Here is a 20,754-nt window from a genome sequence, read left to right as displayed (position 1 = left end):
GAAACATGCACCAGCAGTAGGTGAAGCATCAACCAGATAATCCGATGAGATGCCGGTCTGTCTCACTCTCATGCAAAGGTAAGATCAACCATTTAATCCGCTTACCCAAAGTTAAAAGGAGAAAGCGCGGGCACGGCCTGGCTGAAAAGGCGAGGCCCTGCGCCGCGTTTCAACTTGTAACTTTCAACTTTTAACTTTGTCGTCTGATCAATCCTTCCTGCGCCACCGACGCCACCAGCTCGCCGGCGCGATTGAAAATCCTGCCCCGGGTAAAGCCCCGTCCGCCTTGGGCGATGGGGCTTTCCATGTCGTAGAACAGCCAATTGTCGAAGCGCACCGGCCGGTGGAACCAGAGCGTGTGGTCCAGGCTGGCGACCTGCATGTCGCGGCTCAGAAAGGTGACGCCGTGGGGCAGCAGGGCGGCGCCCATCAGGCTGTGGTCGGACACGTAGGCGAGCAGTGCCTGGTGCAATAGCGGGTCGTCGCTGTCCAGGCCGGTGGCGCGGATCCAGGTCTGGCGCACCGGCGCGGTTTTTTCCGGGCGCAGCGGGTGGCGCTGGGTCACTGGACGGATCTCGATGGGTTTGCGGCGCAGCAGCGCGGCGCGGAAGTTGTCGGAGATCTCCTCGCCTTCCAGGAAGCGGGCGTTCATGTCGTGCTCGGTGAGCAGCTCGTCCGGGTCCGGCGCCTCGAAGGTGGCGGTCTGGTGGGCCGGGCCGTCCTCCGCGTTGTGGAACGACAGGGCCATGTCGAAGATCGGGCGACCCCGTTGCTCCGCCACCACCCGGCGGGTGGAGAAGGTGCCGCCGTCACGGACCCGTTCGACGCGGAATTGAATCGGCTCGCGCACATCGCCGGGGCGCAGGAAGTAGGCCTGCAGGGAGTGGGCGGGGCGGCCCTCCACGGTGCGGGAGGCGGCCACCAGGGCCTGGCTGATGACCTGCCCGCCGAAGATGCGCGGCCCGACGATGTTGCGGCTTTCGCCCTGAAAGTGGTCCTCGTCCAGAGGGGTCAGGTCGAGCAGGGCGAGCAGATCGGGCAGATCGGTGTGCATGGCTTGTCCTTGTTATGGCTCTCGAGGGTCGGAGCTCGTGGTGAAAATGGAAATGCGTTCCAAAAACGTAACTTCACCCAGACGCGGCGGCTTTGCAAGAGTCGATACCGACAACGGGCGTGCGGGGCGCGCCGTCAGAGGCGGGGGCGAGGGCCGGCGGGTTAAGGTTGCGTTCAGGGTGGCTTCAGCCACAATTAAGCGGGCCGTCGTATTGTGAGAACCGTACCCAGACGGGACACATGACCAACGGCGCGCCCCCGGCGTTGCCCGATGAGCAAAGGAGACGACTCATGAACGCCACCAAAACCACCCTGCTTGCCGCTTTGATCACTTTCACCGGTGCCACCACCGTGGCCCACGCCGATGACGTGCGCCCCGATCAGGTGGTCAAGCTGGTCAACGACGGCACCATCCAGTCCTTCGATAAGCTGAATCAGGCGGCCCTGGCCAACCACCCGGACGCCAAGATTGAGGAAACCGAGCTGGAAGACGAGTACGGCCGCTACATCTACCAGGTGGAACTGCGCGATGCCCAGGGTCAGCAGTGGGACGTCGAGCTGGACGCCACCAACGCTGAAATCCTGCGCGAGGAACGCGACGACTGATGCACCCGCACCTTTTATTCAACCCTCTCGGGAAGGCGGCGCTGGCCGCCTTTCTGGCGTGTCTGATGGCGCCAGCGTCGGCCCTGGACGTGAGTCACGACGAGGCCCTGCGCCTGCGCCAGAGCGGCGAGGTTCAGCCGTTCGAGCAGATTCTGGCGGTGGCCATGGCCCGCCATCCGGGCGCCAGCCTGCTGGAAGCGGAGCTGGAACGTGACGACGGCGCGCTGATCTACGAGCTGGAAGTGCTCACCGAGGACGGCGTGGTCCGGGAACTGGAGATCGACGCCCGCACCGGCCGCGTCCTCGAAGACGAAGTGGACGACTGATGCGCCTGTTGCTGGTGGAAGACAGCGTGGACCTGGCCGATCAACTGATGCCCCTGCTGCGCGACAACGGTTACGCGGTGGACTGGCTGGCGGACGGCCGCGACGCGGCGGTGCGTGCCCACGACGAGCCCTTCGACCTGGCCATCCTGGATCTGGGCCTGCCGGGCCTGGACGGCCTGCAGGTGCTGAAGCGCTGGCGCGACGAGGGGCTCACCCTGCCGGTGCTGATCCTCACCGCCCGGGACAGCTGGGCGGAGCGCGTCGACGGCCTGCGCGCCGGCGCCGACGATTATCTGACCAAGCCGTTCCACCCGGAGGAGTTGCTGCTGCGCATTCAGGCGGTGCTGCGCCGCAGCCACGGCGGCACCAACCAGAGCCGGCTGGCGGTCGGCGGCCTGGAATTGGAAGAGGAACGGCAGACCGTGTGGCTGGACGATCGGGAGGTGGCGCTGACCGGCGCCGAGTTCCGGATGCTGCGTTACTTCATGCTCAACCCGCGCCGGCTGCTGTCCAAGGCCGCCCTCAACGAGCATCTTTACGACGGCGAGAGCGAGCGCGACTCCAACGTGGTGGAGGTGCACATCAACCGGCTGCGCCGCAAGCTCGGCAGCGGCGTGATCCAGACCCGGCGCGGCCAGGGCTACCTGTTCGTCGGCCGCGACGGAGACTGACATGGGGTCCATCGGCCGCCGCCTGGGCGTCAGTCTGTTCGTCAGTCTGTTACTGGCCGGCCTGCTGGCCGGCCAGGCCGCCCTGTGGTGGCTGGACCGGGAACAGCGCCTGCTCAGCGGGCGTCAGCTGCGTGACGAAACCACCAGCGTGCTGGCCGCCATTGTGCGCGGCCGGGACGGGCTGGTGCTGGACGAGGACCGGCTGGACCCGGCCTACCGCAAGCCCCTGTCGGGCCGCTACTTCGTGGTGCTGGTCGGCGATCAGCGCTGGCGCTCGCGGTCGCTGTGGGACGCACGCCTGCCGCTGCCGGCGCGTACCGGCATGGACACGGACCTGCGCCCCGGCCCCGGCGGCCAGAGCCTGCTGCGCTACCGCGCGGAGTTTCGTCGCGACGGCCAGGCGCTGACCGTGGTGGTGGCGCAGAACTACGCGCCGCAGCTGGCCAAATTCCAGGAACTGAAAACCGCCGCCCTGATCGCCTGGGTGCTGCTGCTGGCGGTGCTGGCTCTGGTGCAGCAATACCTGATCCGGCGCGGCCTGCGGCCGCTGCAAAAGGTACGACGTCAGATCGGCCAGTTGCGTGGTGGTGAACGCGCCGAACTGGACCGGGATGTGGTCGCCGAACTGCGCCCGCTGGTGGAGGAAATCAACCGTCTGCAGCACCACACCGAACAGCAGCTGGCCCGCTCCCGCCACGCCCTGGGCGACCTGGGCCACGCCCTCAAGACCCCCCTGTCGGTGCTGCGCAATCGCTGCAACGAGGAGCTTCGGCGCCAGTCCCCGGAATTGTATCGGCTGCTCGTCGATCAGCTCGATCAGATCGAGAACACGGTGGGACGCGCCCTGGGGCGGGCGCGGGTGGCCGCCGGCGCCACCGCCGCCACCCGCTTCGAGCCGGCCCGGGATGTGCCGGTGCTGCTCGATACCCTGCGCCGCGCCCACGACCGGCCGCTCAAGCTCACCGCCCAGGGCTACCGGTTGCCGGCGCTGCCCCTGGAACGGGACGACATGCTGGAACTGCTCGGCAACCTGATGGACAACGGCTGCAAATGGGCCGCCGGCCGGGTGGAACTGCGCCTCCATCGCGAGGCGGACCTGCTCCAGGTGACGGTGGACGACGACGGCCCGGGCATCGAGCCGGAGCGCCACGAGGACGTGCTGCAGCGCGGTGGCCGTCTGGACCAGCGGGTGCCCGGCCACGGCCTGGGCCTGGCCATCGTCAACGACACGGTGGAGGCCTACGGCGGTACGCTGGCTCTGGAGCGGTCGCCGCTGGGCGGTCTGCGGGTCAGTGTGCGCCTGCCGTTCCCCGGCTGATCAGCGCCGCGCTGGCCGGAGGGCGGCCAGCATCAGGTCCACCGCCTGATCGCTGACCGCCTCCATGTCCTCGCGGCGCAGATAGATGCCGTCCAGCAGCAGCCGGCACAGACCGTGCAGGGTGGCCCAGCTGGCCTGGGCCAGGCGCAGGGGCCTGGTGTCGTCGCCCTCACCGCGACTCACCAGGGGGCGCAGCCGCACCAGATAGTGCCGGAAACACCCGTAGGCCACGCCCTTGAGGCCGGCGCCGGGGTGGCCGCCCTTCCATAGGGTGCGGCCGAACATCAGCTCGTACTGTTCCGGGTCGTCGCTGGCGAAGCGCAGGTAGGCGCGCACGAAGCGCCGCAGTCCCGGCTCCGGGTCCGCCGGGTCCAGGGCCACCTCGCCCATCATCGCGTCCAGACGCCGAAAGCCCTGTTCCGCCAGGGCGCAGAGCAGGGCGTTCTTGTCCGCGAAATGGTGGTAGGGGGCGGTGCGCGACACGCCGGCCCGCTCCGCCAGCCGACGCAGGGACAGGCCTTCCACACCCTGTTCGCGGAGCAGAATGCCGGCCTCGCGCAGCAGGGTGTCGTGCAGGTCGCCGTGGTGATAGCGGGCGGGACGGGGCATGGAATTTCTCGATCCGGTTGAATCTTGACGGCGTCAAAATAGCACCGTATCTTGACGGCGTCCAGATTAGCCAGGCCGGCCCGCCGGCCCAGCCACACCCGTATTCGGGAAGGAGAACGACATGGTGGCCAACGCTTATCCCCATCTGCTGTCGCCGCTGGATCTCGGCCACACGCAGCTGAAAAACCGGGTGATCATGGGGTCCATGCACACCGGCCTGGAAGACCGCTTCTGGCATTACCCGAAGATGGCTGCCTATTTCGCCGAACGCGCCCGGGGCGGCGTGGCGCTGTCGGTCACCGGCGGCATCAATCCCAACCGGCACGGCTGGTTCTACCCCCTGGCGGGCACCTTCAACCACAAGCTGGACATCCGTAACCACCGCAAGATCACCGACGCGGTGCACAAGGAAGGCGGCAAGATCGCGCTGCAGATTCTGCACGCCGGCCGCTACAGCTATCACCCCTTCTCGCGGTCGGCCTCGGCGATCAAGAGCCCGATCAATCCGTTCAAGCCCAAGGCCATGAGCACCCGAGAGGTGAAGAAGACGGTGCGTGATTTCGCGCACACCGCCGAGCTGGCCAAGCAGGCCGGCTACGACGGCGTCGAGATCATGGGGTCCGAGGGCTACCTGATCAACCAGTTCACCGCGCCGCGCACCAACCGGCGCACCGACGCCTACGGCGGCAGCGCCGAGAACCGGCGTCGCTTTCCGGTGGAAATCGTGGAGGAGACCCGGCGCCGCTGCGGCCCGGATTTCATCATCATGTACCGCCTGTCGGTGATCGACCTGGTGCCGGACGGCTGTACCCGCGAGGAGGTGCTGGACCTGGCCCGCGCCGTGGAAGCCGCCGGCGCCAGCCTGATCAACAGCGGCATCGGCTGGCACGAGGCGCGCATCCCCACCATCGTCACCTCGGTGCCCAGGGCGGCGTTCGTGGAAGCCACCCGGCAGGTGCGCGAGGTGGTGTCGATTCCGGTGGTGGCCTCCAACCGCATCAACGATCCCCAGGTGGCCGAGGATATCCTGGCCGGCGATCTGGCGGACGCGGTGTCCATGGCGCGGCCGTTGCTGGCGGATCCGGAGTTCGTCAACAAGGCCGCCGAAGGGCGCGCCGACGAGATCAACACCTGCATCGCCTGCAACCAGGCCTGCCTGGACCACACCTTCGAGCTCAAGCGCGCCTCCTGTCTGGTCAACCCGCGTGCCTGCCACGAAACCGAACTGGTCTATCTGCGCACCGCCCATCCGAAGAAAGTGGCGGTGGTGGGCGCCGGGCCGGCCGGGCTGGCCTGCGCCACGGTGGCCGCCGAGCGCGGCCATGAAGTGACTCTGTTCGATCAGGCGGACCGCATCGGCGGCCAGTTCAACATGGCCAAGGTGATCCCCGGCAAGGAAGAGTTCCACGAAACCCTGCGCTACTTCAGCCGCCGCATCGAGCGCACCGGCGTGAAGCTGGAACTGGGCCGGCGCGTGGCGGAGGGCGAGCTGGAAGCGGAAGGTTTTGACGAGATCGTGGTGGCCACCGGGGTCAGCCCGCGCCGTCCGTCGATTCCGGGGATCGACCACGCCAAGGTGGTCTCCTACGTGGACGTGCTCACCGGCAAGGTCACGGTGGGCGACAAGGTGGCGATCATCGGCGCCGGCGGCATCGGATTCGACGTGGCGGAGTTTCTCGCCGAAGCGCCCCGGGACGGCGCCCAGCCTCTGCCGGAGTGGTTGCGTGAGTGGGGCGTGGACTTCCAGGCGGAAACCCGTGGCGGTCTGGTGGAGGGCCACCCGGAAGCGCCGGCGCGCACGATTTACCTGCTGCAGCGCAAGACCAGCGCCCTGGGCAAGGGCCTGGGCAAAACCAGTGGCTGGGTGCACCGCGCCACCCTCAAGCACCGCAACGTGGAGATGCTGCCCGGCTGCCAGTACGACCGTATCGACGACCACGGCCTGCACATCACCCAGGATGAGAAGCAGGGGCTGCTGGAAGTGGATCACGTGGTGATCTGCGCCGGGCAGGATCCGCTGCGGGAACTGCACCGTGACGGCGACGCCCGCTACCACCTGATCGGTGGGGCCGACGTGGCCGCGGAGCTGGACGCCAAACGCGCCATCAAGCAGGGCTCGGAACTGGCGGCGCGGCTGTAGGGCGGCTGCGCCGCCCGTTACAGGATGCAGGATTCAGGATGCAGGAAAAGAGCGGGTTTTCCCCTGTATCCTGCATCCTGAACCCTGTATCGCGGCCGAAGGCCGCTACTTCAGTTCTTTCGAACTCAGCCCCAGCACCCGCCGGGCGATGATCAACTGCTGAATCTGCTGGGTGCCCTCGAAGATGTCGAGGATCTTCGAATCCCGCGCCCACTTCTCCAGCAGCTCGTCCTCGGTGTAGCCCACCGAACCGGCCAGCTCCACGCAGCGCAGGGTGATCTGGTTGCCCACCCGGCCGGCCTTGGCCTTGGAAATGGACGCTTCCAGGGAGTTGGACTTCTTGTTGTCCGCCATCCAGGCCGCCTTCATGGCCAGCCAGTAGGCCGCCTCCCAATCCGCTTCCATGCGGTACAGTTCCGCCTCCGCGGCGCTGACCGTGTCCACCGGTTTGCCGTAGTCGTAGTCGATGGCGTCGGCCAGCAGCTCCCGGGTGCGTTCCAGGGACGCCTTGGCCACGCCCAGGGCGAAACAGGCCACCAGCGGGCGGGTGTTGTCGAAGGTCTCCATCACGCCGCCGAAACCCTTGGTGTCCACCTCCGGATTGCCGAGCAGGTTTTCCTTGGGGACCCGGCAGTCGTTGAAACTGATGGCGGCGGTGTCCGAGGCGCGGATGCCCAGCTTCTTCTCCAGGCGCGCCAGCTCCATGCCCGGCGTGCCCCACTCGACCACGAAGGATTTGATCGCCGCCCGGCCCAGCTTGGGGTCCAGGCTGGCCCATACCACCACGCAGTCGGCGCGCTCACCGGAGGTGACGTAAATCTTCTCGCCGTTGAGCACATAGTGGTCGCCGTCTTCCTTGGCGGTGGTGCGAATCGCCGCCGAGTCGGAACCGGCCCCGGGCTCGGTGATCGCCATGGCCGCCCACTTGCCCTTGAAGCGTTCCAGTTGCTCATCGGTGGCCACCGCGGCGATTGCCGCGTTGCCCAGTCCCTGGCGCGGCATACCCAGCAGGAAGCCGGTGTCGCCGTAGCAGAATTCCAGGGCGCCCAGGCAGGTCATCATGTTGGCGCCGTTTTTCACGGAGCCGTCATCCTTCACCTTGCCCTTGCCGGTCTGGCTGGCGCCGGCGGAGTTGGCCGGGTCGCCTTCGTTGAAGCCGTCCAGCACCGACGCCACCATGTCCAGCTCCTTGGGGCGGGCGTGCTCGGCGCGGTCGTACTTGCGCGAAATCGGCCGGAAGCTGTTCAACGCCACCTGACGGGCGTTGTGGATCACCGGTTTGAATTTCTTCGGAATCTCGATGTTCATGTGCCGTCCCCTTACAGATGCAGTCCGCCAAAGGCCACGCCGATGGCGCGCAGATCCCGGTACCAGCGCTCCACCGGGTATTCGTGAGTGAAGCCGTGCCCGCCGAGCAGCTGTACGCCGTCGGTGCCGATCTTCATGGCTTTGTCCTTGACCAGGGTGCGCGCCAGATGGGCCTCCCGCTGGAACGATTTACCCTGTTCCGCGCGGCAGGCGGCCCGGTAGGTAAGCATGCGCATGGCGTCCAGCTCGATGGCGATGTCGGCGATCATGAAGGCCACCGCCTGGCGGTGGCTGATCGGTTCACCGAACGCCTGGCGCTCGTTGCAGTAAGGCACCACGTAGTCGAGCACCGCCTGGCCGGTGCCGATGGCCAGAGCGCACCAGGCCAGGGTGCCCAGATCCACGAAGGCACGGTAATCGAAGTCCTCGTTGCCCAGACGCTGGTCGGCGGGGACCCGTACGTTGTCCAGTTTCAGGGGGCGCTGGCCGCTGGCGCGAATGCCCATGGCCGGGTCCTCGCCGGCGCCGAGGCCGTCGCTGCCACCTTCCACGATGAACACGGCGGGGCCTTCGCCGGTCTCGGCGGCCACCAGAAACAACTCCGCTTCGGCGGCCAGCGGCACCAGGGATTTCTCGCCGTTGAGCACCCAGTGATCGCCGTCACGGGTGGCGGTGGTGCGCAGCGCGCAGGGATCGAACAGCGGGCGCGGCTCGCACACCGCGATGGTGGCCAGCGGCGGATTCTCGCCGGCGAAGGGCGTCAGGTATTTGTCCTGCTGCAGGGCGGTGCCCCACTGGGTGAGCGCGTTGGCCACGCCCATGGGCGCCAGAATGGCCACCGCTTGGCCCATGTCGCCGCGGCCCAGTTCCTCGGCCACCAGCAGGCTGGTGACGGTGGAGCGCTCGGCGGCGGCGCCGCCCAGGCTTTCCGGCACCGCGAAGAAGTTCAGACCCAGTTCGCGGGCCTGCTCCTGTACCGCCGGGTCGGTGCGTTGGGCCGCGTCCGCGTCCTCGGCGCCCGGGCGCAGTACCTCGTCGGCGAAGCCGCGCACGCTGTCGCGGATCATCTGCTGCTCTTCGGTGATGCCCAGATCGAACAGATCCGTGGTCTGGCCGGGGGCGTGCAGACGCGCGGGCCGATCGGGCTTGCCGCTGGCCTTGAACGCGCGGGCACTGGTGGTGATCACCTGGAAGCCGCTTTTGGTGAGACGATAAGCCAGCCGCTCCGCGCCGTGGCGCAGGCCGAGGCGGTCCAGGAATTCGGAGCCGGCAAGCCGGTTGAGGGTGCTCAGGGCGAAGCCGATCGCGTCTTTCGCCATGGTCGGGTCCTTTGTCGATTCAAAGATGGACCGATTATGGGCGAGGGGAGCGGGAGGCCGTTTGGCTGCCTTGCCTGAGGGGTGTGTCGGAGTAGTCAGCCCGGCGGCTTGCTTTATGCCGCTGGCCTGATGCGGGGTGCATAAAAAAGGGCCGGCGGATGCCGGCCCTCTCTTCGATCAGCAACAGTACCTGAACTTAGTTGTTCTTGTACTGCGCTTCTTCGGTTTTCGCCTTCATGATCGCTTCCACGCGACGGTTCTGAGCGCGGCCGTCACGGGTGCTGTTGTCAGCGATCGGACGTTCCTCACCGTAACCTTCGGTGGTGATGCGGTTGCCGTCGATACCGAACTCATTGACAAGAACCCGCTTCACGGCGTCGGCACGCTCGTTGGACAGCTTCTTGTTGTAAGCGGCGGAACCGGTGCTGTCGGTGTGGCCTTCAAGCACCAGGTTGGCGGACGGGTATTCGTACATGCGGTTGGACAGATTCTCCAGCTCCGGGTAGGAGGTCTTGCGAACCTCGGACTTGTCCAGGCCGAACTGAACGTACAGGGTTTCCTTAACGTCCTTGGTCAGATATTCCTGACAGCCTTTCTCGTCCACCTTGGCACGGGCCGGGGTGTCCGGGCACTGGTCCTTGCTGTTGACCACGCCGTCGCCGTCGTCGTCCAGCTCACAGCCCTGGGCATCCACCTGGGCGCCGGCCGGAGTGCCGGGGCAGCGGTCACGGCTGTCCGGAACACCGTCGCCGTCGGAATCGGTGGCGGTCTCGGTCACCGGCTCCTGCTTGCTGTCGTGGTGGGTGCCGACCAGCAGGTTCAGACCCGCATAGACTTCACCGTCCCAGCGTTCGCTGCGGAAGCTGTAGGTCGGGCGCACGCCCACGTCGAGCAGCAGGTTGTTGGCCAGACCGGCCTGCATGCCGGCTTCCAGGCCACCGATGCCTTCCTTGAAGTCATCGCCGCTGTCGCTGGTGAACTCGGTGCGGGTTTCACCACCACCGATACCCAGGTAGGTCTCGAACGCGGAATCCTGGTCGCCGAAGTGGCGGCGCAGGCTGGCGAAGTTGTTGCGCAGGTAAACCTGGCCGTCACTGGTCGCCATGTTGTTGCGCTCGTAGGAGGCTTGCACGGACCAGTCGTGGTTGAACCGGTAGCCGATCTGGCCGCCCGGCAGGGTCACGGTGTCCTGCTGATAGAAATCGTCGCTGATGTAACCATCACCTTCGTAGTGATCACCGATATCCAGCCACTGCTGGCTGATGTGACCACCCAGATAGAAATAGCGATCGGGGATGTCAGCGGCGTTGGCAGCGCAGGCCATTCCCAGTGAGGCGCATGCGATGCTGGATGCGAGAAAACGTTTGGCGTCCATAACTCCTTCCTTGTTTTCTTGGTAGGCAGAAAAACAGCTTCTGCAGTTTTGCCTTAAGGGGCAGAACTGTAAATGGCCGGTGGCGGGGTTAATAAAAAATTTACAAAGAGATGTCGGCAAAAACAACAAAAAGAATTTTTTGTAAAAAAGTAATTTATTTTTATGAGAAAAAAGACTGACGCGCGGCGGGGGTCAGGCGGTTTCCTGAGTGCGGTGATCGTTGCGGTTCTGGTAGAGGGCGTAGTCCGCCTCGTTGAGCAGGGCGTTGAGCTGGCGGCCGCTGTTTTCGGTGCAGGCGGCGCCGATCCGGATACTGAAGTCCACCGCCTGTTCGTTCTGGTGCAGTTCGATGGTGGCACTCAGGGCGCGCAGCCCTTCGGCCATATGCTGGGCATCCTGGTAGTCGGTATGCGGCAACACCAGCAGAAACTGGGCGCCATCGATGCGGCCGAACAGGTCACTTTCCCGGATCTTGTCGCGAATGCGCTCGGAAAACAGCCGCAGGAGCTGATCGGAGAGGCGCCGGCCGTGTCGGTCGAGCAGGTCGGTGAAGTCCACGATCTCCACCAGCAGAATGGACACCGCGTAATCGTGGCGCTGGCTGAGCGACAGTTCGCGCTCCAGCATGCTGAACAGATGGGGCCGGTTGAACAGGCCGGTCAGGTGGTCTTCCCGGGCCTGCCGGCGCAGCTGCCGGTTTTCCCGCGCCAGGGCCGAGAGCCGGCTGAATACCGGGTAACAGAAGGCCGGTGCCAGCAGCAGGGGAATCAGCAGGGCCAGGGTGATGGCCGCCAGCCAGTCCCGCTGGCCGGTGAGCAGCACGCCCACGGTGGTCAGCAGCAGCGAGGCCACCATGGCGATCAGGGTGCACAGAGTGGTCAGCCGCAACGCATGGAACCGGTCCCGGTTCAGCACCGGCTTGGTCTGGCTGAGGTGCCCTTGCGGTGCACTGGCCATGGCGAATCCCCACAAATCATACTTATTCGGCTTCTTGTCCGCGTTGGCGGACGTTTTGCGGGAAGTATCCGGCGTCGCCGCCGTGGGCGCAAGGGCTCAGCCGCCGGTATTCAGCAGCGCGTCCTTGAGATCGTCGGAATAGGGCCGGTCGCCGAACCAGATGGTGAAGTAGGCCTGGGCAAAGTCGCGGCCTTTTTCGCGGGCCAGGGGTTCGCCGTTGAGGCGCAGCACCAGCGAGCCGTCGGTGTCGTAGTCCAGGGTGTAGCGGTCGCCGTCGCGGGTGGTGCGGTAATGCTGGTTGAAGGCTTCCAGGCGCGGCAGCAGTGCCTGGAAGCGCGCTTCGTCCACGTTACGCTCGATCATTTTACGAGCGGCCTTGGCGAAGGCATCGCCGGGCACTTCCCGGTTATAGCCGAACGCCAGACGCAGGGGCGGGGCCAGCGGGTCGTCGACGGCGCAGTCCTGCCGGTACAGCGAGGCCTGGCCCACGTCGAAGATTTTCAGCGCCTTGACGTCGCCGGTGGAGCAGCGGGCCATGGCCTCGAAATCGGTGGCGCCGGCCTGTACGGTCCAGGCCAGCAGCGCGATCAGGGATGCTCTCTTAACCATCTTGTCACCGTGCCGAGAATCGGCAAATGCTGATCCAGGCCCTGGCTGCTGTCCCAGAAATCCTGGTGGAAAATGACCCGACCCTGGTCGTCGAAACGCAGCTGGGAGATGCCGATGGTCCGTGCCTCGCGCTCACTGCCCATGATTGAAAAATGGGTCTCCATGATCCAGCGCAGAAACACGTCCTCGCCGTCCCGCCAGGTCTGCTGCACGTCCAGGTTCATGTAATCGAGCCGCTCGGCGGTCTTCAGCATGTGTGCCTTGAGCGTTTCGCGGTCGTAAATGGTGGCCAGGGTGTCGTTGAAATACAGGTCCGGCGCGTACACGTCGTCCAGATGGGCCTCGATGTAGTCCGCGTCGATGGGCGAATACAGGTCAATGAACCGCTGCAGGGCCTGATCGGAGACCGGGCTGGCGCCTTGCCGGGACCGCAGACCCTGCTCGTAAAGGTGCGAATAACCCTGCTGCTGATCGGCGGCGCGGCTGGCGCAGCCGGTCAGCAGCAGCGTCAGCGCCAGGGGGGCGAGCAGCGCGCGAATCAAGAATGTTGGATAGGCCATGACTGAGCTTCCTGTGACGTGACGGCTACTGTCGCCGCCGGGTGGTGAAACCGCTGTGAAGCCGGTTCACAGGGCTTTGACGGTGGCGGGCCCAAGCTCCATCGCATGAACCGATCATTCGCCGCGCTGGCGGTCAACTTCGTGGGTTTCCAACTGCTCTGGTTCGTCGCCGTTTACGGGGGCGCCCGGGGTTGGGGTGGCTGGGCACTGATGGTATTGGTGGTGATGCAGGCGGGGGTGTGGGCCCTTAACCGGGCCTGGCGCCGGGACCTGCCGCTGCTGGCCACCGGCGCCGTGGCCTGTTTGCTGTGTGAGCCCGCCTGGCTGGCCTCCGGGCTGATCCGCTACCAGGACTGGTCGCTGGGCTGGCTGGCCCCGGCCTGGATCTGGGCGCTGTGGCTGGGCTTCGCGGTGAGCTTCAACTACAGCCTGGCGTGGTTGCGGCCGAGGCTGGCGCTGGCGGCGCTGTTCGGTGGCGTGGGCGGCGTCTTTTCGGTGACCGTCGGCATTCATCTGGGGGCGGCCACCACGCCCCACGGCTGGTGGCCGCTGGCGGTGACCTATTGCGTGGTCTGGGCGCTGGTGGTGCCCGCACTGGCGTTCGCGGCCCGCCGATTGGCCCGTGGTTCGGACAAGGAGGTACACGACTATGCCTGAGATACTCTGGTTCAGCCTGGCACTGCTGCTGATGGCGTTCAGCCTGGCCTGGGCGGTGCAATGGCTTAATGGGAACGCCGGCTACGTGGACGTGGCCTGGAGCTTCGGCACCGGCATCACCGGCCTGGCTTACCTGCTGGTGGGCGAAGGCGAGAGCGTGCCGCGCCTGATCGCCGGGGTGCTGTTGCTGGCCTGGTCGCTGCGCCTGGGCAGCCACATTCTCAAGCGCGTGATCGGAGAGGGCAGCGAGGACGGTCGCTACGCGGCCATGCGGGAACGCCTGGGCGGCGCCGCCCAGCCGGTGTTTCTGCTGGTGTTCTGGTTGCAGGCCGGTCTCGCCTGGCTGTTCTCCCTGCCCATGTGGGCGATCAGCCAGCAGCCGGATTTCATTCCCCTGTTCGTGAATCTGGGCCTGGTGGTGGGGGCGGTGGCCATCGTCGGCGAAGCCCTGGCGGACCGGCAGCTGGCGCGCTTCAAGGCGCGCCCGGACAGCAAGGGCAAGACCTGCCGGGAAGGCCTGTGGCGCTATTCCCGCCATCCCAACTATTTCTTCGAGTGGCTGCACTGGTTCAGCTATCCGCTGATCGCCGCCGCCACGGCGCCGCACTGGCCCTGGCTGTGGCTGCTGCCGGTGGCCATGTTCCTGTTCCTGTGGTTCGTCACCGGCATCCCCTATACGGAGAAGCAGGCGCTCAAGTCCCGTGGTGACGATTACCGCGAGTACCAACGCACCACCAGCCCCTTTATCCCCTGGAGACCGCGTCAATGATCATTCGTATGGCGGAGTCCGGCCTGCTGCCGGACCGGCTGATTCGCGCCGGCATTCATCGTTTGCTGCGTAAACGCCTGCATCAGGAAGAACGGCGCGGGGACCAGCAGCCGCGGCTGCTGGAGGAGCTGTCCCGGGGCCCCATCGCGGTGGCCCAGGACGAAGCCAACGAACAGCACTATGAGGTGGATTCGCGCTTTTATGAGAAAGTGCTCGGTCCCCACCTGAAATATTCCAGCGGCTACTGGGACGGCCCGTCATCGACCCTGGCCGAAGCGGAAAAATCGATGCTGGCGCTGACCTGCGAGCGGGCCGGCCTGGATGATGGGCAGGACGTGCTTGAACTGGGATGCGGCTGGGGCTCCCTGTCCCTGTGGATGGCCGAGCAATACCCGGACAGCCGCATCACCTCGATCAGCAATTCCGCCACCCAGCGCGCCTGGATCACCGCCCGGGCCGCGCGCCTGGGGCTCACCAACCTGCGCGTGCTGACCGCCGATGTGGCCCGGTTTCAGCCGGACCAGTGCTTCGACCGGGTGGTGTCCGTGGAGATGTTCGAGCACATGCGCAACCACAGCGAGCTGATGCGCCGCGTGCACGACTGGCTGAAGCCGTGCGGCAAGCTGTTCGTGCACATTTTCTGCCACCGTTCGCTGACCTATTTGTTCGAGACCGAAGGCGCCAGCAACTGGATGGGGCGCTATTTCTTCACCGGCGGGGTGATGCCCGCCTACGACTGGCTGCCGCGTTGCGCCGGCGCGCTGGTGGAGGAGCAGCGCTGGGCGGTCAACGGCCGTCACTACGGGCGCACCCTGGAGGCCTGGCTGGACAACGCGGACCGGCGCCGGGACGAACTGGTGGCCCTGCTCGACGAAGGCTATGGCGCCGGCGAAGGGGCGCTGTGGCTGCAGCGCTGGCGCATGTTTTTCATGGCCTGCGCCGAGCTGTTCAATTATGGTGACGGCGAGGAATGGTTCGTGGGGCACTACCTGTTTCGCCGCGATCCGTGAAGCCGCCGGCGGGCAGTGGGGATACCGAGAAGGGCATGGCGAGAAAGGGCGTTCAGCACCGTCTGACCAGGGTTTTCCTGATCCAGATTCTGTTTATCAGCATGGCCACGGTGTTCGGGGTCTGGGCCACCGCCCAGATCATCGAGCAGGTGTTGGTCAAGGAAGCGCTGATCAAGGAGGCGGAGCATTATTGGAGCCTGCACGATCGCGACGACGATTTTCCCCGCCCCAATACCCGCCACCTGCTCGGGTTGCTGGAAGACGCCGATACCCACGATCCGGTGCCGCCGGTGCTGGCCAATTTGCCGGACGGCTATCAGCGGGTTTATCTGGACGGCGAAAACCCCATTGTCTACATCGAACACCACGGTGAGGCCCGCCTGTATTTGATTTTCGACGAGCAGCGGGTGTCGGTGCTGGCGTTCCTGTTCGGTATTCTGCCGCTCACCGCCGTGCTGCTGGTGATTTATCTCACCTCGTTCCTGGGCTGGCGCAAATCCCGCGCGCTGGTGTCGCCGCTGGTCAAGCTGTCGGAAATTCTGCGCCACACCGACGTGGATGACCCTTCCCAGGCCCGGCCGAATCTGGAAGCGGTGGAAGCGGAGCCCGGCAGCGAGGCCGCCGTGCTGCTGGCCGCGCTGGACGCCTACGCCGACCGGCTGCTGCGGTTCGTCGAGCGGGAGCGGCAGTTTACCCGTGACGCCAGCCATGAACTGCGCACGCCCCTGGCGGTATTCCGGGCCAACCTGGAACTGCTGGCCCGGCAGGTCGGCGACCGGCCCATTATCGGTCGCATGAGCGACACCGTGGACGATATGGAATCGCTGGTGGAAACCCTGCTGTTGCTGGCGCGCACCGAGCAGCAGCCGGTGCAGGAAGAGGAGCTGGTGGTCAACGACGTGGCGGTGAACTTGCTGGATCGTCTACAGCCACTGGCGGAGCGCAAGCAGATCCGTCTGCAGGTGCGCCAGACCGCGCTGCTGACCCTGCACGCTTCGGAGACGGTGCTTAATATCGTGCTCACCAACCTGGTGCGCAACGCCATCAATTACAGCGGTTCCGGGCACGTCACCATCGTCGTCGCCGACAACGCCATCCATGTGGAGGACACCGGCGCCGGTATGGACGCCGAGGAACTGGCCCGTTTTCTCAAGCCGTTCGAGCGTGGCACCAGCAGCGAAGGCGGGCACGGTCTGGGCCTGGCCATCGTGCAGCGTCTGTGTGAGCGCTTCCAGTGGTCACTGGATGTGGCCAGCCAGCCGGGCAAGGGGACCGAAGTGCGGGTTCGCTTCGGCGATTGACGCCGAAGCTCAGTGCATGGCGCCGTCGAACAGCATTTGTGGCTGCATCAGACCGCGCATCAGGGACAGGGATTCCGCGTCGCAACGCATCAGTACCCCTTTGGCGTTGAGCGCATCCAGCATGCGCTGGCGGACCTCTTCGGCGTAAGCCAGATTGCTTTCGGTAAGCAGCACCGCGAATTGATCATGGCCCAGATAGGCGGCCATGTCCTGGTGGCGGATCATGGCGGCGATGGAGTCCGCCACCATCTGGCGCTGCTCGGCGCACAGCATGGCGCCGTGCAGGCGCAGTACCACCGCTTCCAGGCCGTAAACCTCGCAGCGCCGGCGCTCCTGGTCGAGAATGCGGCCCCAGCCGATGCGATCCAGTAAATCGGTATCCGGATCACGGCTTTCTTCTTCCAGAAACTCGGCGATGCGGCGCTGGTCCAGGCCGGCCAGATTCCAGATCAGGGCGGTTTCCAACAGGTGACTCTGGCGGCGCAGCGCCTCGCGGATATCACTCTGGTCAAGCAGGGGTTGCGGCGCGGGGTCCATGGCGCACAGCGTGCCGAACAGGCGATCGTTCTGGTCGCGCAACGGCAGGCCGATGTAGGCACGAATCGAAAGCCGGCGGGTGATGGGCGCGTCGTTGTAAAGCGGCTCGCCCTCCACGTCCGGGCAGATCAGTGGCCCCTGTTCACTGACCCGGCGATGACAAATGCTGTCGCGCCAGCGCAGCATATCGCCGCGTCCCAGGTCGTAGCCCTGGCCACAGGCGTTCAAAAGCAGCCATTCCTCACCGCGTTGTCTCGTCAGAAACCACATCGCCATGCCGAACCGTGATTGCAGATCCAGCAGTTGGGTATCGACGAATTCCGAGAAGGAGTGGCTTTTCCCCCAATTCATATTCGTTATCGTATTTGGTCGGTGAATGAGGGCATCATTCTGTGCTCGTGAACGCCACACCGCAAGGGGCCCGCTCAGTCTTCCCGTGGCGGCCGAATGCTGAAACCGACGCCGGGCTGCGTTTCCAATAAAGCGGTATCGAACGGCTTGTCGACGGCTTTTCTCAGGTTATACAAGTGACTACGCAGGGCGTCGGAGTCCGGCACCAGGTCGCCCCACAGTTCCTGCTCGAGTTGCTCACGGCTGACTACCTTCGGAGACTCGCGCATCAAAATTCGTAAAATGCGAAACGCGGTGGGCGAAAGCTTCAATAATTGGCCGTCGCGGCGCACTTCCTGACGGGCCGGATCCAGTTCCAGGTCGGCCACCGTGAGCAGATTGGCGGCCACTTCACGACGTTCCCGGCGAACCAGGGCACGCACCCGTGCCACCAGCTCCGGCAGAGCGAAGGGTTTGACGATGTAATCGTCGCCGCCGCGGGCGAAACCTTCCAGCTTATCGTCAAGCTGATCGCGGGCGGTCATGAAAATTACCGGCATGTCCTTGGCCATTTCCTTGCGCAGGGCCTGGCAAAAGGTGTAACCGTCCTCCCCGGGCAGCATGACGTCCAGGATCAGGATGTCGTAATGATGTTCCTGGACCAGCGAGCGGGCCAGCATGGTGTCACTGGCGTAATCCACCATGGCGCCTTCCTGTTCCAGGAATTCCACCACGGTTTGAGCCAGCTGACGATGGTCTTCCACCAGCAACACGGACAGATTCTGCACGATACCCTCTCCTGTAATTCACGTTTTATTATTGGGCGCGGCACGTCAAGGCGCTGTCAATTTTGCTCACACGACCGTGGCTGGAAATAGGCTCTCGCCGCCTGATTAACCCGCGGGGCCAGGCGCAACGCGGCGAGCATGGTGGGCAGCGCCATCAGCGCGTACATGCTGTCCAGTACCTTGATCACCAGATCCAGGGAGGCCACCGAGCCGATCACCACCAGGCACAGATAGAACCAGACATAATGATGCTGGTGCCGGGCGCCGATCAGAAAGCCCAGGCATTTGGCGCCGTAATACCAGAACGTGACCACCGTGCTCAGGCTCAGCACGCCCACCAGCACCGCCACCATGACGCCACTGTAATCCACGAACAGCGCCTCGAAGGCCGCCAGGGTCAGACTCACCCCATTGTCGTCGCCGCTTTCCCAGACGCCGCTGATCAGGATCACCAGGGCGGTGCAGGTACAGACGATCAGGGTATCGATAATCGGGCCGAGCATGGCCACCAGGCCCTCGCGCACCGGTTCGCCGGTGCGCGCGGCACCGTGCGCCATGGCCTCGGTGCCGATGCCGGCTTCATTGGAAAACGCCGCGCGCCGGATGCCGGTGATGATCACCGCGCCCAGCACACCGCCGGCGGCGGCCTCGCCGGTGAAGGCGTCCCGCACGATCAGCATCAGCGCCGGGCCCACCTGGTCCGCGTGGCTGACCAGGGTCACCGCGGTGAGCAGCAGATAGCCGGCGATCATCGCCGGCACCAGGACGCCGGTGACCTTGCCGATGCGCGGCAGCTTGCCGGCCACCACCACCAGCACCAGCGCCGCCAGAATCAGCCCGAACAGCAAATCAAAGCCGAAATGGGCGTCGGCGGCGGTCCAGCCGGCGGGCACGGCGATGGCCACCCGCACCACCTCGGTGAGCTGATTGATCTGGAAGATTGGCATGGTGCCGAGCAGCCCGGCCAGGGCGAAGAAATAGGCCAGCGGACGCCAGCGCGGCCCCAGGGCCTCGCGGATGATGTACATGGGCCCGCCCTGCAGGGTGCCTTCGCTGTCGCGGCCGCGGTACATCACCGCCAGGGTACAGGTGTAGAACTTGGTGGCGATGCCCACCAGGGCGCTCACCCACATCCAGAAAATGGCGCCGGGGCCGCCCACCGAGATGGCCACCGCCACGCCGGCCACGTTGCCCATGCCCAGGGTGCCGGACAGAGCCGTGCTGAGCGCCTGGAAATGGGACAGGGTGCCCTCGTCGTCCCGGTCCGGGCCGCTGAACAGCAGCCGCACGCCGTCGGGCAGATGGCGATAGGGCAGTAACCGGGAATAGAGCAGGAAAAACACGCCGCCCCCCACCAGCAGCGTCACCAGCGGGGGCCCCCACAGAAACCCCACCACCGCCCCCAGGGCGTTATCGAGCCGTTCGTAATAGTCGTTCATGGCGACGTACGGTAGCAGGGTCGCCGGGGCCCGTCACCGCGCCGCGTCGGGCGCTCAGTCGCGCAGCGCGCCGACGCGGGCGAAACGCTGGCGGTAATGGCTGGGAGACAGCCCGGTGTGGCGCTTGAACAGCCGTGAGAAACTGCTCACGTCCTGGTAGCCCACCTGCTCCGCCAGATGACTCAGGTTGGTGGCGCCCCGTTCCAGCATCTTGCGGGCGGCTTCGATGCGCACCCGCTGCAGATACTGCAGCGGCGGCTCGTCCAGGGCGTTGGTAAAGCGCCGCTGCAACTGCCGGGGGCTGAGATGCACCCGCTCCGCCAGGTCCGCCAGGGTGGTGCCTTCGGCGAAATGCTCGTGCAGCCAGGCCTGTACCTGCTGCACCTGCTCGTCGCGGTGGTAGGTCTTGGCGGGCAGGCCGGCGTAGACGCTTTGCGGATCGTTGCGCACATCGATCACGAACGCCTTGGCCAGCTCCCGGGCCAGGTCGGCGCCGCAATAACGCTCCACCAGCAGAATGGTCAGGTCCCGCCAGGCGGTGCCGCCGCCGGCGCAGAAAATATTGCCGTCGCGGGTGATCAGCTCGCGCTCGTCCAGATTGACCTGGGGGTAGCGTTCCCGAAACAGCCGGCTGTAGCCCCAGTGGGTGGTGGCGCGGCGGCCGTCCAGCAGGCCGGCCTCGGCGAGCAGAAAGGCGCCGGTGCAGTTGCTGGCCAGATCGGCGCCGCCGGCGTGCAGAAAGCGCAGCCATTCCAGGCTTTCCTGTTCCTGGCGCAGCACCTGGGTGATCTCGTTGCCGATGGTCGGCACGATCACCAGGTCGCACTGATCCACCCGTTCCAGGGCATTGTCCACGGCGATGCGCATGCCGGCGGTGCAGCGCACCGGCTGGCCGCCCCGGGACACCACCTGCACCTTGAACTGGCGGTTGAGCGGCTGGCCGTGAATGCGGTTCCAGGTCACGCCGGTCAGGTTGAGGAGGTCCATGACCCCGGTGAGGGCCGAGGCGAATACGCCGTCGTAGGCAAGTACACTGACTTGATACATATCGTCTTTGCTTCCGGGGCCAGGG

General features: G+C 65.7%; 21 protein-coding genes. 9 read left to right on the top strand and 12 right to left on the bottom strand.

Going from position 1 to position 20,754, the window contains the following annotated elements:
* Window positions 1-190 precede the first annotated feature (190 nt).
* A complete protein-coding gene (locus tag IM760_RS15320) occupies window positions 191-1,054 on the bottom strand; it encodes an acyl-CoA thioesterase (protein ID WP_204431008.1) in 864 nt (287 codons plus the stop codon).
* 290 nt (window positions 1,055-1,344) lie between these two features.
* Here IM760_RS15320 and IM760_RS15315 point away from each other — a divergent pair, with 290 nt between their 5' ends.
* The 4 genes from IM760_RS15315 (at window position 1,345) to IM760_RS15300 (ending at window position 3,974) form a co-directional block, all read left to right on the top strand.
* Window positions 1,345-1,659 carry a PepSY domain-containing protein gene (locus IM760_RS15315; protein ID WP_204431006.1) on the top strand — a complete coding sequence of 105 codons (315 nt, stop codon included), beginning with the start codon at window positions 1,345-1,347 and terminating at the stop codon, window positions 1,657-1,659.
* A 65-nt stretch (window positions 1,660-1,724) separates the two neighbouring features.
* Window positions 1,725-1,985 (top strand): PepSY domain-containing protein, encoded by a 261-nt coding sequence (locus IM760_RS15310; RefSeq protein ID WP_204431004.1) that lies wholly within the window; start codon window positions 1,725-1,727, stop codon window positions 1,983-1,985.
* Window positions 1,985-2,656, top strand: coding sequence for a response regulator transcription factor (locus IM760_RS15305; protein ID WP_204431002.1), 672 nt, complete (start codon window positions 1,985-1,987; stop codon window positions 2,654-2,656). Before IM760_RS15310 ends, IM760_RS15305 begins: the two co-directional genes overlap by 1 nt.
* A 1-nt stretch (window position 2,657) precedes the next feature.
* Window positions 2,658-3,974, top strand: a complete 1,317-nt coding sequence (locus IM760_RS15300) for a sensor histidine kinase (RefSeq protein ID WP_204431000.1) — start codon at window positions 2,658-2,660, stop codon at window positions 3,972-3,974.
* Here the strand turns inward: IM760_RS15300 and IM760_RS15295 are convergent, their stop codons facing one another.
* The gene (locus tag IM760_RS15295) at window positions 3,975-4,583 is read right to left on the bottom strand and encodes a TetR/AcrR family transcriptional regulator (protein WP_204430998.1); all 609 of its coding nucleotides are present in this window, start codon (window positions 4,581-4,583) and stop codon (window positions 3,975-3,977) included. It lies immediately after the preceding gene.
* A gap of 121 nt (window positions 4,584-4,704) precedes the next feature.
* Here IM760_RS15295 and IM760_RS15290 point away from each other — a divergent pair, with 121 nt between their 5' ends.
* Window positions 4,705-6,723: an NADPH-dependent 2,4-dienoyl-CoA reductase gene (locus IM760_RS15290; protein WP_204430996.1), complete on the top strand. Its 2,019-nt coding sequence runs from the start codon at window positions 4,705-4,707 to the stop codon at window positions 6,721-6,723.
* 105 nt (window positions 6,724-6,828) lie between these two features.
* Here IM760_RS15290 and IM760_RS15285 read toward each other — a convergent pair whose 3' ends face one another.
* The 6 genes from IM760_RS15285 to IM760_RS15260 form a co-directional block, all read right to left on the bottom strand.
* Window positions 6,829-8,031 carry an acyl-CoA dehydrogenase family protein gene (locus IM760_RS15285; protein ID WP_204430994.1) on the bottom strand — a complete coding sequence of 401 codons (1,203 nt, stop codon included), beginning with the start codon at window positions 8,029-8,031 and terminating at the stop codon, window positions 6,829-6,831.
* 11 nt (window positions 8,032-8,042) lie between these two features.
* Window positions 8,043-9,350: an acyl-CoA dehydrogenase family protein gene (locus IM760_RS15280; RefSeq protein WP_204430987.1), complete on the bottom strand. Its 1,308-nt coding sequence runs from the start codon at window positions 9,348-9,350 to the stop codon at window positions 8,043-8,045.
* 196 nt (window positions 9,351-9,546) lie between these two features.
* Window positions 9,547-10,725 (bottom strand): OmpA family protein, encoded by a 1,179-nt coding sequence (locus IM760_RS15275; RefSeq protein ID WP_204430980.1) that lies wholly within the window; start codon window positions 10,723-10,725, stop codon window positions 9,547-9,549.
* Between the two features lie 192 nt (window positions 10,726-10,917).
* Complete coding sequence (locus IM760_RS15270) at window positions 10,918-11,682, bottom strand: GGDEF domain-containing protein (RefSeq protein ID WP_204430975.1); 765 nt, start codon at window positions 11,680-11,682, stop codon at window positions 10,918-10,920.
* A gap of 96 nt (window positions 11,683-11,778) precedes the next feature.
* The gene (locus IM760_RS15265) at window positions 11,779-12,291 is read right to left on the bottom strand and encodes a chalcone isomerase family protein (protein ID WP_228233342.1); all 513 of its coding nucleotides are present in this window, start codon (window positions 12,289-12,291) and stop codon (window positions 11,779-11,781) included.
* Complete coding sequence (locus tag IM760_RS15260) at window positions 12,270-12,851, bottom strand: nuclear transport factor 2 family protein (RefSeq protein ID WP_204430971.1); 582 nt, start codon at window positions 12,849-12,851, stop codon at window positions 12,270-12,272. The genes IM760_RS15265 and IM760_RS15260 overlap by 22 nt, the downstream gene beginning before the upstream one ends.
* Window positions 12,852-12,956: 105 nt before the next feature.
* Between IM760_RS15260 and IM760_RS15255 the strand changes: the two genes are divergently transcribed.
* Genes IM760_RS15255 through IM760_RS15240 form a run of 4 tightly spaced genes read left to right on the top strand, consistent with a single transcriptional unit; the run spans window position 12,957 to window position 16,588 of the window.
* The gene (locus IM760_RS15255; RefSeq protein ID WP_204430967.1) at window positions 12,957-13,508 is read left to right on the top strand and encodes a DUF2878 domain-containing protein; all 552 of its coding nucleotides are present in this window, start codon (window positions 12,957-12,959) and stop codon (window positions 13,506-13,508) included.
* Window positions 13,501-14,277, top strand: coding sequence for a DUF1295 domain-containing protein (locus tag IM760_RS15250; protein WP_204430965.1), 777 nt, complete (start codon window positions 13,501-13,503; stop codon window positions 14,275-14,277). Before IM760_RS15255 ends, IM760_RS15250 begins: the two co-directional genes overlap by 8 nt.
* The gene (locus IM760_RS15245) at window positions 14,274-15,287 is read left to right on the top strand and encodes an SAM-dependent methyltransferase (protein ID WP_204430963.1); all 1,014 of its coding nucleotides are present in this window, start codon (window positions 14,274-14,276) and stop codon (window positions 15,285-15,287) included. The genes IM760_RS15250 and IM760_RS15245 overlap by 4 nt, the downstream gene beginning before the upstream one ends.
* A gap of 35 nt (window positions 15,288-15,322) precedes the next feature.
* Window positions 15,323-16,588 carry a sensor histidine kinase gene (locus IM760_RS15240; protein ID WP_204430961.1) on the top strand — a complete coding sequence of 422 codons (1,266 nt, stop codon included), beginning with the start codon at window positions 15,323-15,325 and terminating at the stop codon, window positions 16,586-16,588.
* A 9-nt stretch (window positions 16,589-16,597) separates the two neighbouring features.
* On the opposite strand, the gene IM760_RS15235 is transcribed toward IM760_RS15240, so the two are convergent.
* From IM760_RS15235 to IM760_RS15220, 4 genes are all read right to left on the bottom strand, one after another.
* Complete coding sequence (locus IM760_RS15235; protein WP_204430959.1) at window positions 16,598-17,476, bottom strand: GAF domain-containing protein; 879 nt, start codon at window positions 17,474-17,476, stop codon at window positions 16,598-16,600.
* A 74-nt stretch (window positions 17,477-17,550) separates the two neighbouring features.
* Window positions 17,551-18,243: a response regulator transcription factor gene (locus IM760_RS15230; RefSeq protein WP_204430949.1), complete on the bottom strand. Its 693-nt coding sequence runs from the start codon at window positions 18,241-18,243 to the stop codon at window positions 17,551-17,553.
* A 56-nt stretch (window positions 18,244-18,299) separates the two neighbouring features.
* Window positions 18,300-19,682, bottom strand: a complete 1,383-nt coding sequence (locus tag IM760_RS15225; RefSeq protein ID WP_204430947.1) for an alanine/glycine:cation symporter family protein — start codon at window positions 19,680-19,682, stop codon at window positions 18,300-18,302.
* 54 nt (window positions 19,683-19,736) lie between these two features.
* Window positions 19,737-20,729, bottom strand: coding sequence for a GlxA family transcriptional regulator (locus IM760_RS15220; RefSeq protein WP_204430945.1), 993 nt, complete (start codon window positions 20,727-20,729; stop codon window positions 19,737-19,739).
* Between the last annotated feature and the right edge of the window lie 25 nt (window positions 20,730-20,754).

This window comes from Alloalcanivorax marinus (assembly GCF_016906305.1).
GTDB lineage: Bacteria > Pseudomonadota > Gammaproteobacteria > Pseudomonadales > Alcanivoracaceae > Alloalcanivorax > Alloalcanivorax marinus.
This window is presented reverse-complemented; position numbering and strand designations above follow the sequence as displayed.

Coding starts and splice junctions, on each gene's coding strand:
- IM760_RS15320 (WP_204431008.1), bottom strand. CDS start 1,054: ATGCACACCGATCTGCCCGATCTGCTCGCCCTGCTCGACCTGACCCCT.
- IM760_RS15315 (WP_204431006.1), top strand. CDS start 1,345: ATGAACGCCACCAAAACCACCCTGCTTGCCGCTTTGATCACTTTCACC.
- IM760_RS15310 (WP_204431004.1), top strand. CDS start 1,725: ATGGCGCCAGCGTCGGCCCTGGACGTGAGTCACGACGAGGCCCTGCGC.
- IM760_RS15305 (WP_204431002.1), top strand. CDS start 1,985: ATGCGCCTGTTGCTGGTGGAAGACAGCGTGGACCTGGCCGATCAACTG.
- IM760_RS15300 (WP_204431000.1), top strand. CDS start 2,658: ATGGGGTCCATCGGCCGCCGCCTGGGCGTCAGTCTGTTCGTCAGTCTG.
- IM760_RS15295 (WP_204430998.1), bottom strand. CDS start 4,583: ATGCCCCGTCCCGCCCGCTATCACCACGGCGACCTGCACGACACCCTG.
- IM760_RS15290 (WP_204430996.1), top strand. CDS start 4,705: ATGGTGGCCAACGCTTATCCCCATCTGCTGTCGCCGCTGGATCTCGGC.
- IM760_RS15285 (WP_204430994.1), bottom strand. CDS start 8,031: ATGAACATCGAGATTCCGAAGAAATTCAAACCGGTGATCCACAACGCC.
- IM760_RS15280 (WP_204430987.1), bottom strand. CDS start 9,350: ATGGCGAAAGACGCGATCGGCTTCGCCCTGAGCACCCTCAACCGGCTT.
- IM760_RS15275 (WP_204430980.1), bottom strand. CDS start 10,725: ATGGACGCCAAACGTTTTCTCGCATCCAGCATCGCATGCGCCTCACTG.
- IM760_RS15270 (WP_204430975.1), bottom strand. CDS start 11,682: ATGGCCAGTGCACCGCAAGGGCACCTCAGCCAGACCAAGCCGGTGCTG.
- IM760_RS15265 (WP_228233342.1), bottom strand. CDS start 12,291: ATGGTTAAGAGAGCATCCCTGATCGCGCTGCTGGCCTGGACCGTACAG.
- IM760_RS15260 (WP_204430971.1), bottom strand. CDS start 12,851: ATGGCCTATCCAACATTCTTGATTCGCGCGCTGCTCGCCCCCCTGGCG.
- IM760_RS15255 (WP_204430967.1), top strand. CDS start 12,957: ATGAACCGATCATTCGCCGCGCTGGCGGTCAACTTCGTGGGTTTCCAA.
- IM760_RS15250 (WP_204430965.1), top strand. CDS start 13,501: ATGCCTGAGATACTCTGGTTCAGCCTGGCACTGCTGCTGATGGCGTTC.
- IM760_RS15245 (WP_204430963.1), top strand. CDS start 14,274: ATGATCATTCGTATGGCGGAGTCCGGCCTGCTGCCGGACCGGCTGATT.
- IM760_RS15240 (WP_204430961.1), top strand. CDS start 15,323: ATGGCGAGAAAGGGCGTTCAGCACCGTCTGACCAGGGTTTTCCTGATC.
- IM760_RS15235 (WP_204430959.1), bottom strand. CDS start 17,476: ATGAATTGGGGGAAAAGCCACTCCTTCTCGGAATTCGTCGATACCCAA.
- IM760_RS15225 (WP_204430947.1), bottom strand. CDS start 19,682: ATGAACGACTATTACGAACGGCTCGATAACGCCCTGGGGGCGGTGGTG.
- IM760_RS15220 (WP_204430945.1), bottom strand. CDS start 20,729: ATGTATCAAGTCAGTGTACTTGCCTACGACGGCGTATTCGCCTCGGCC.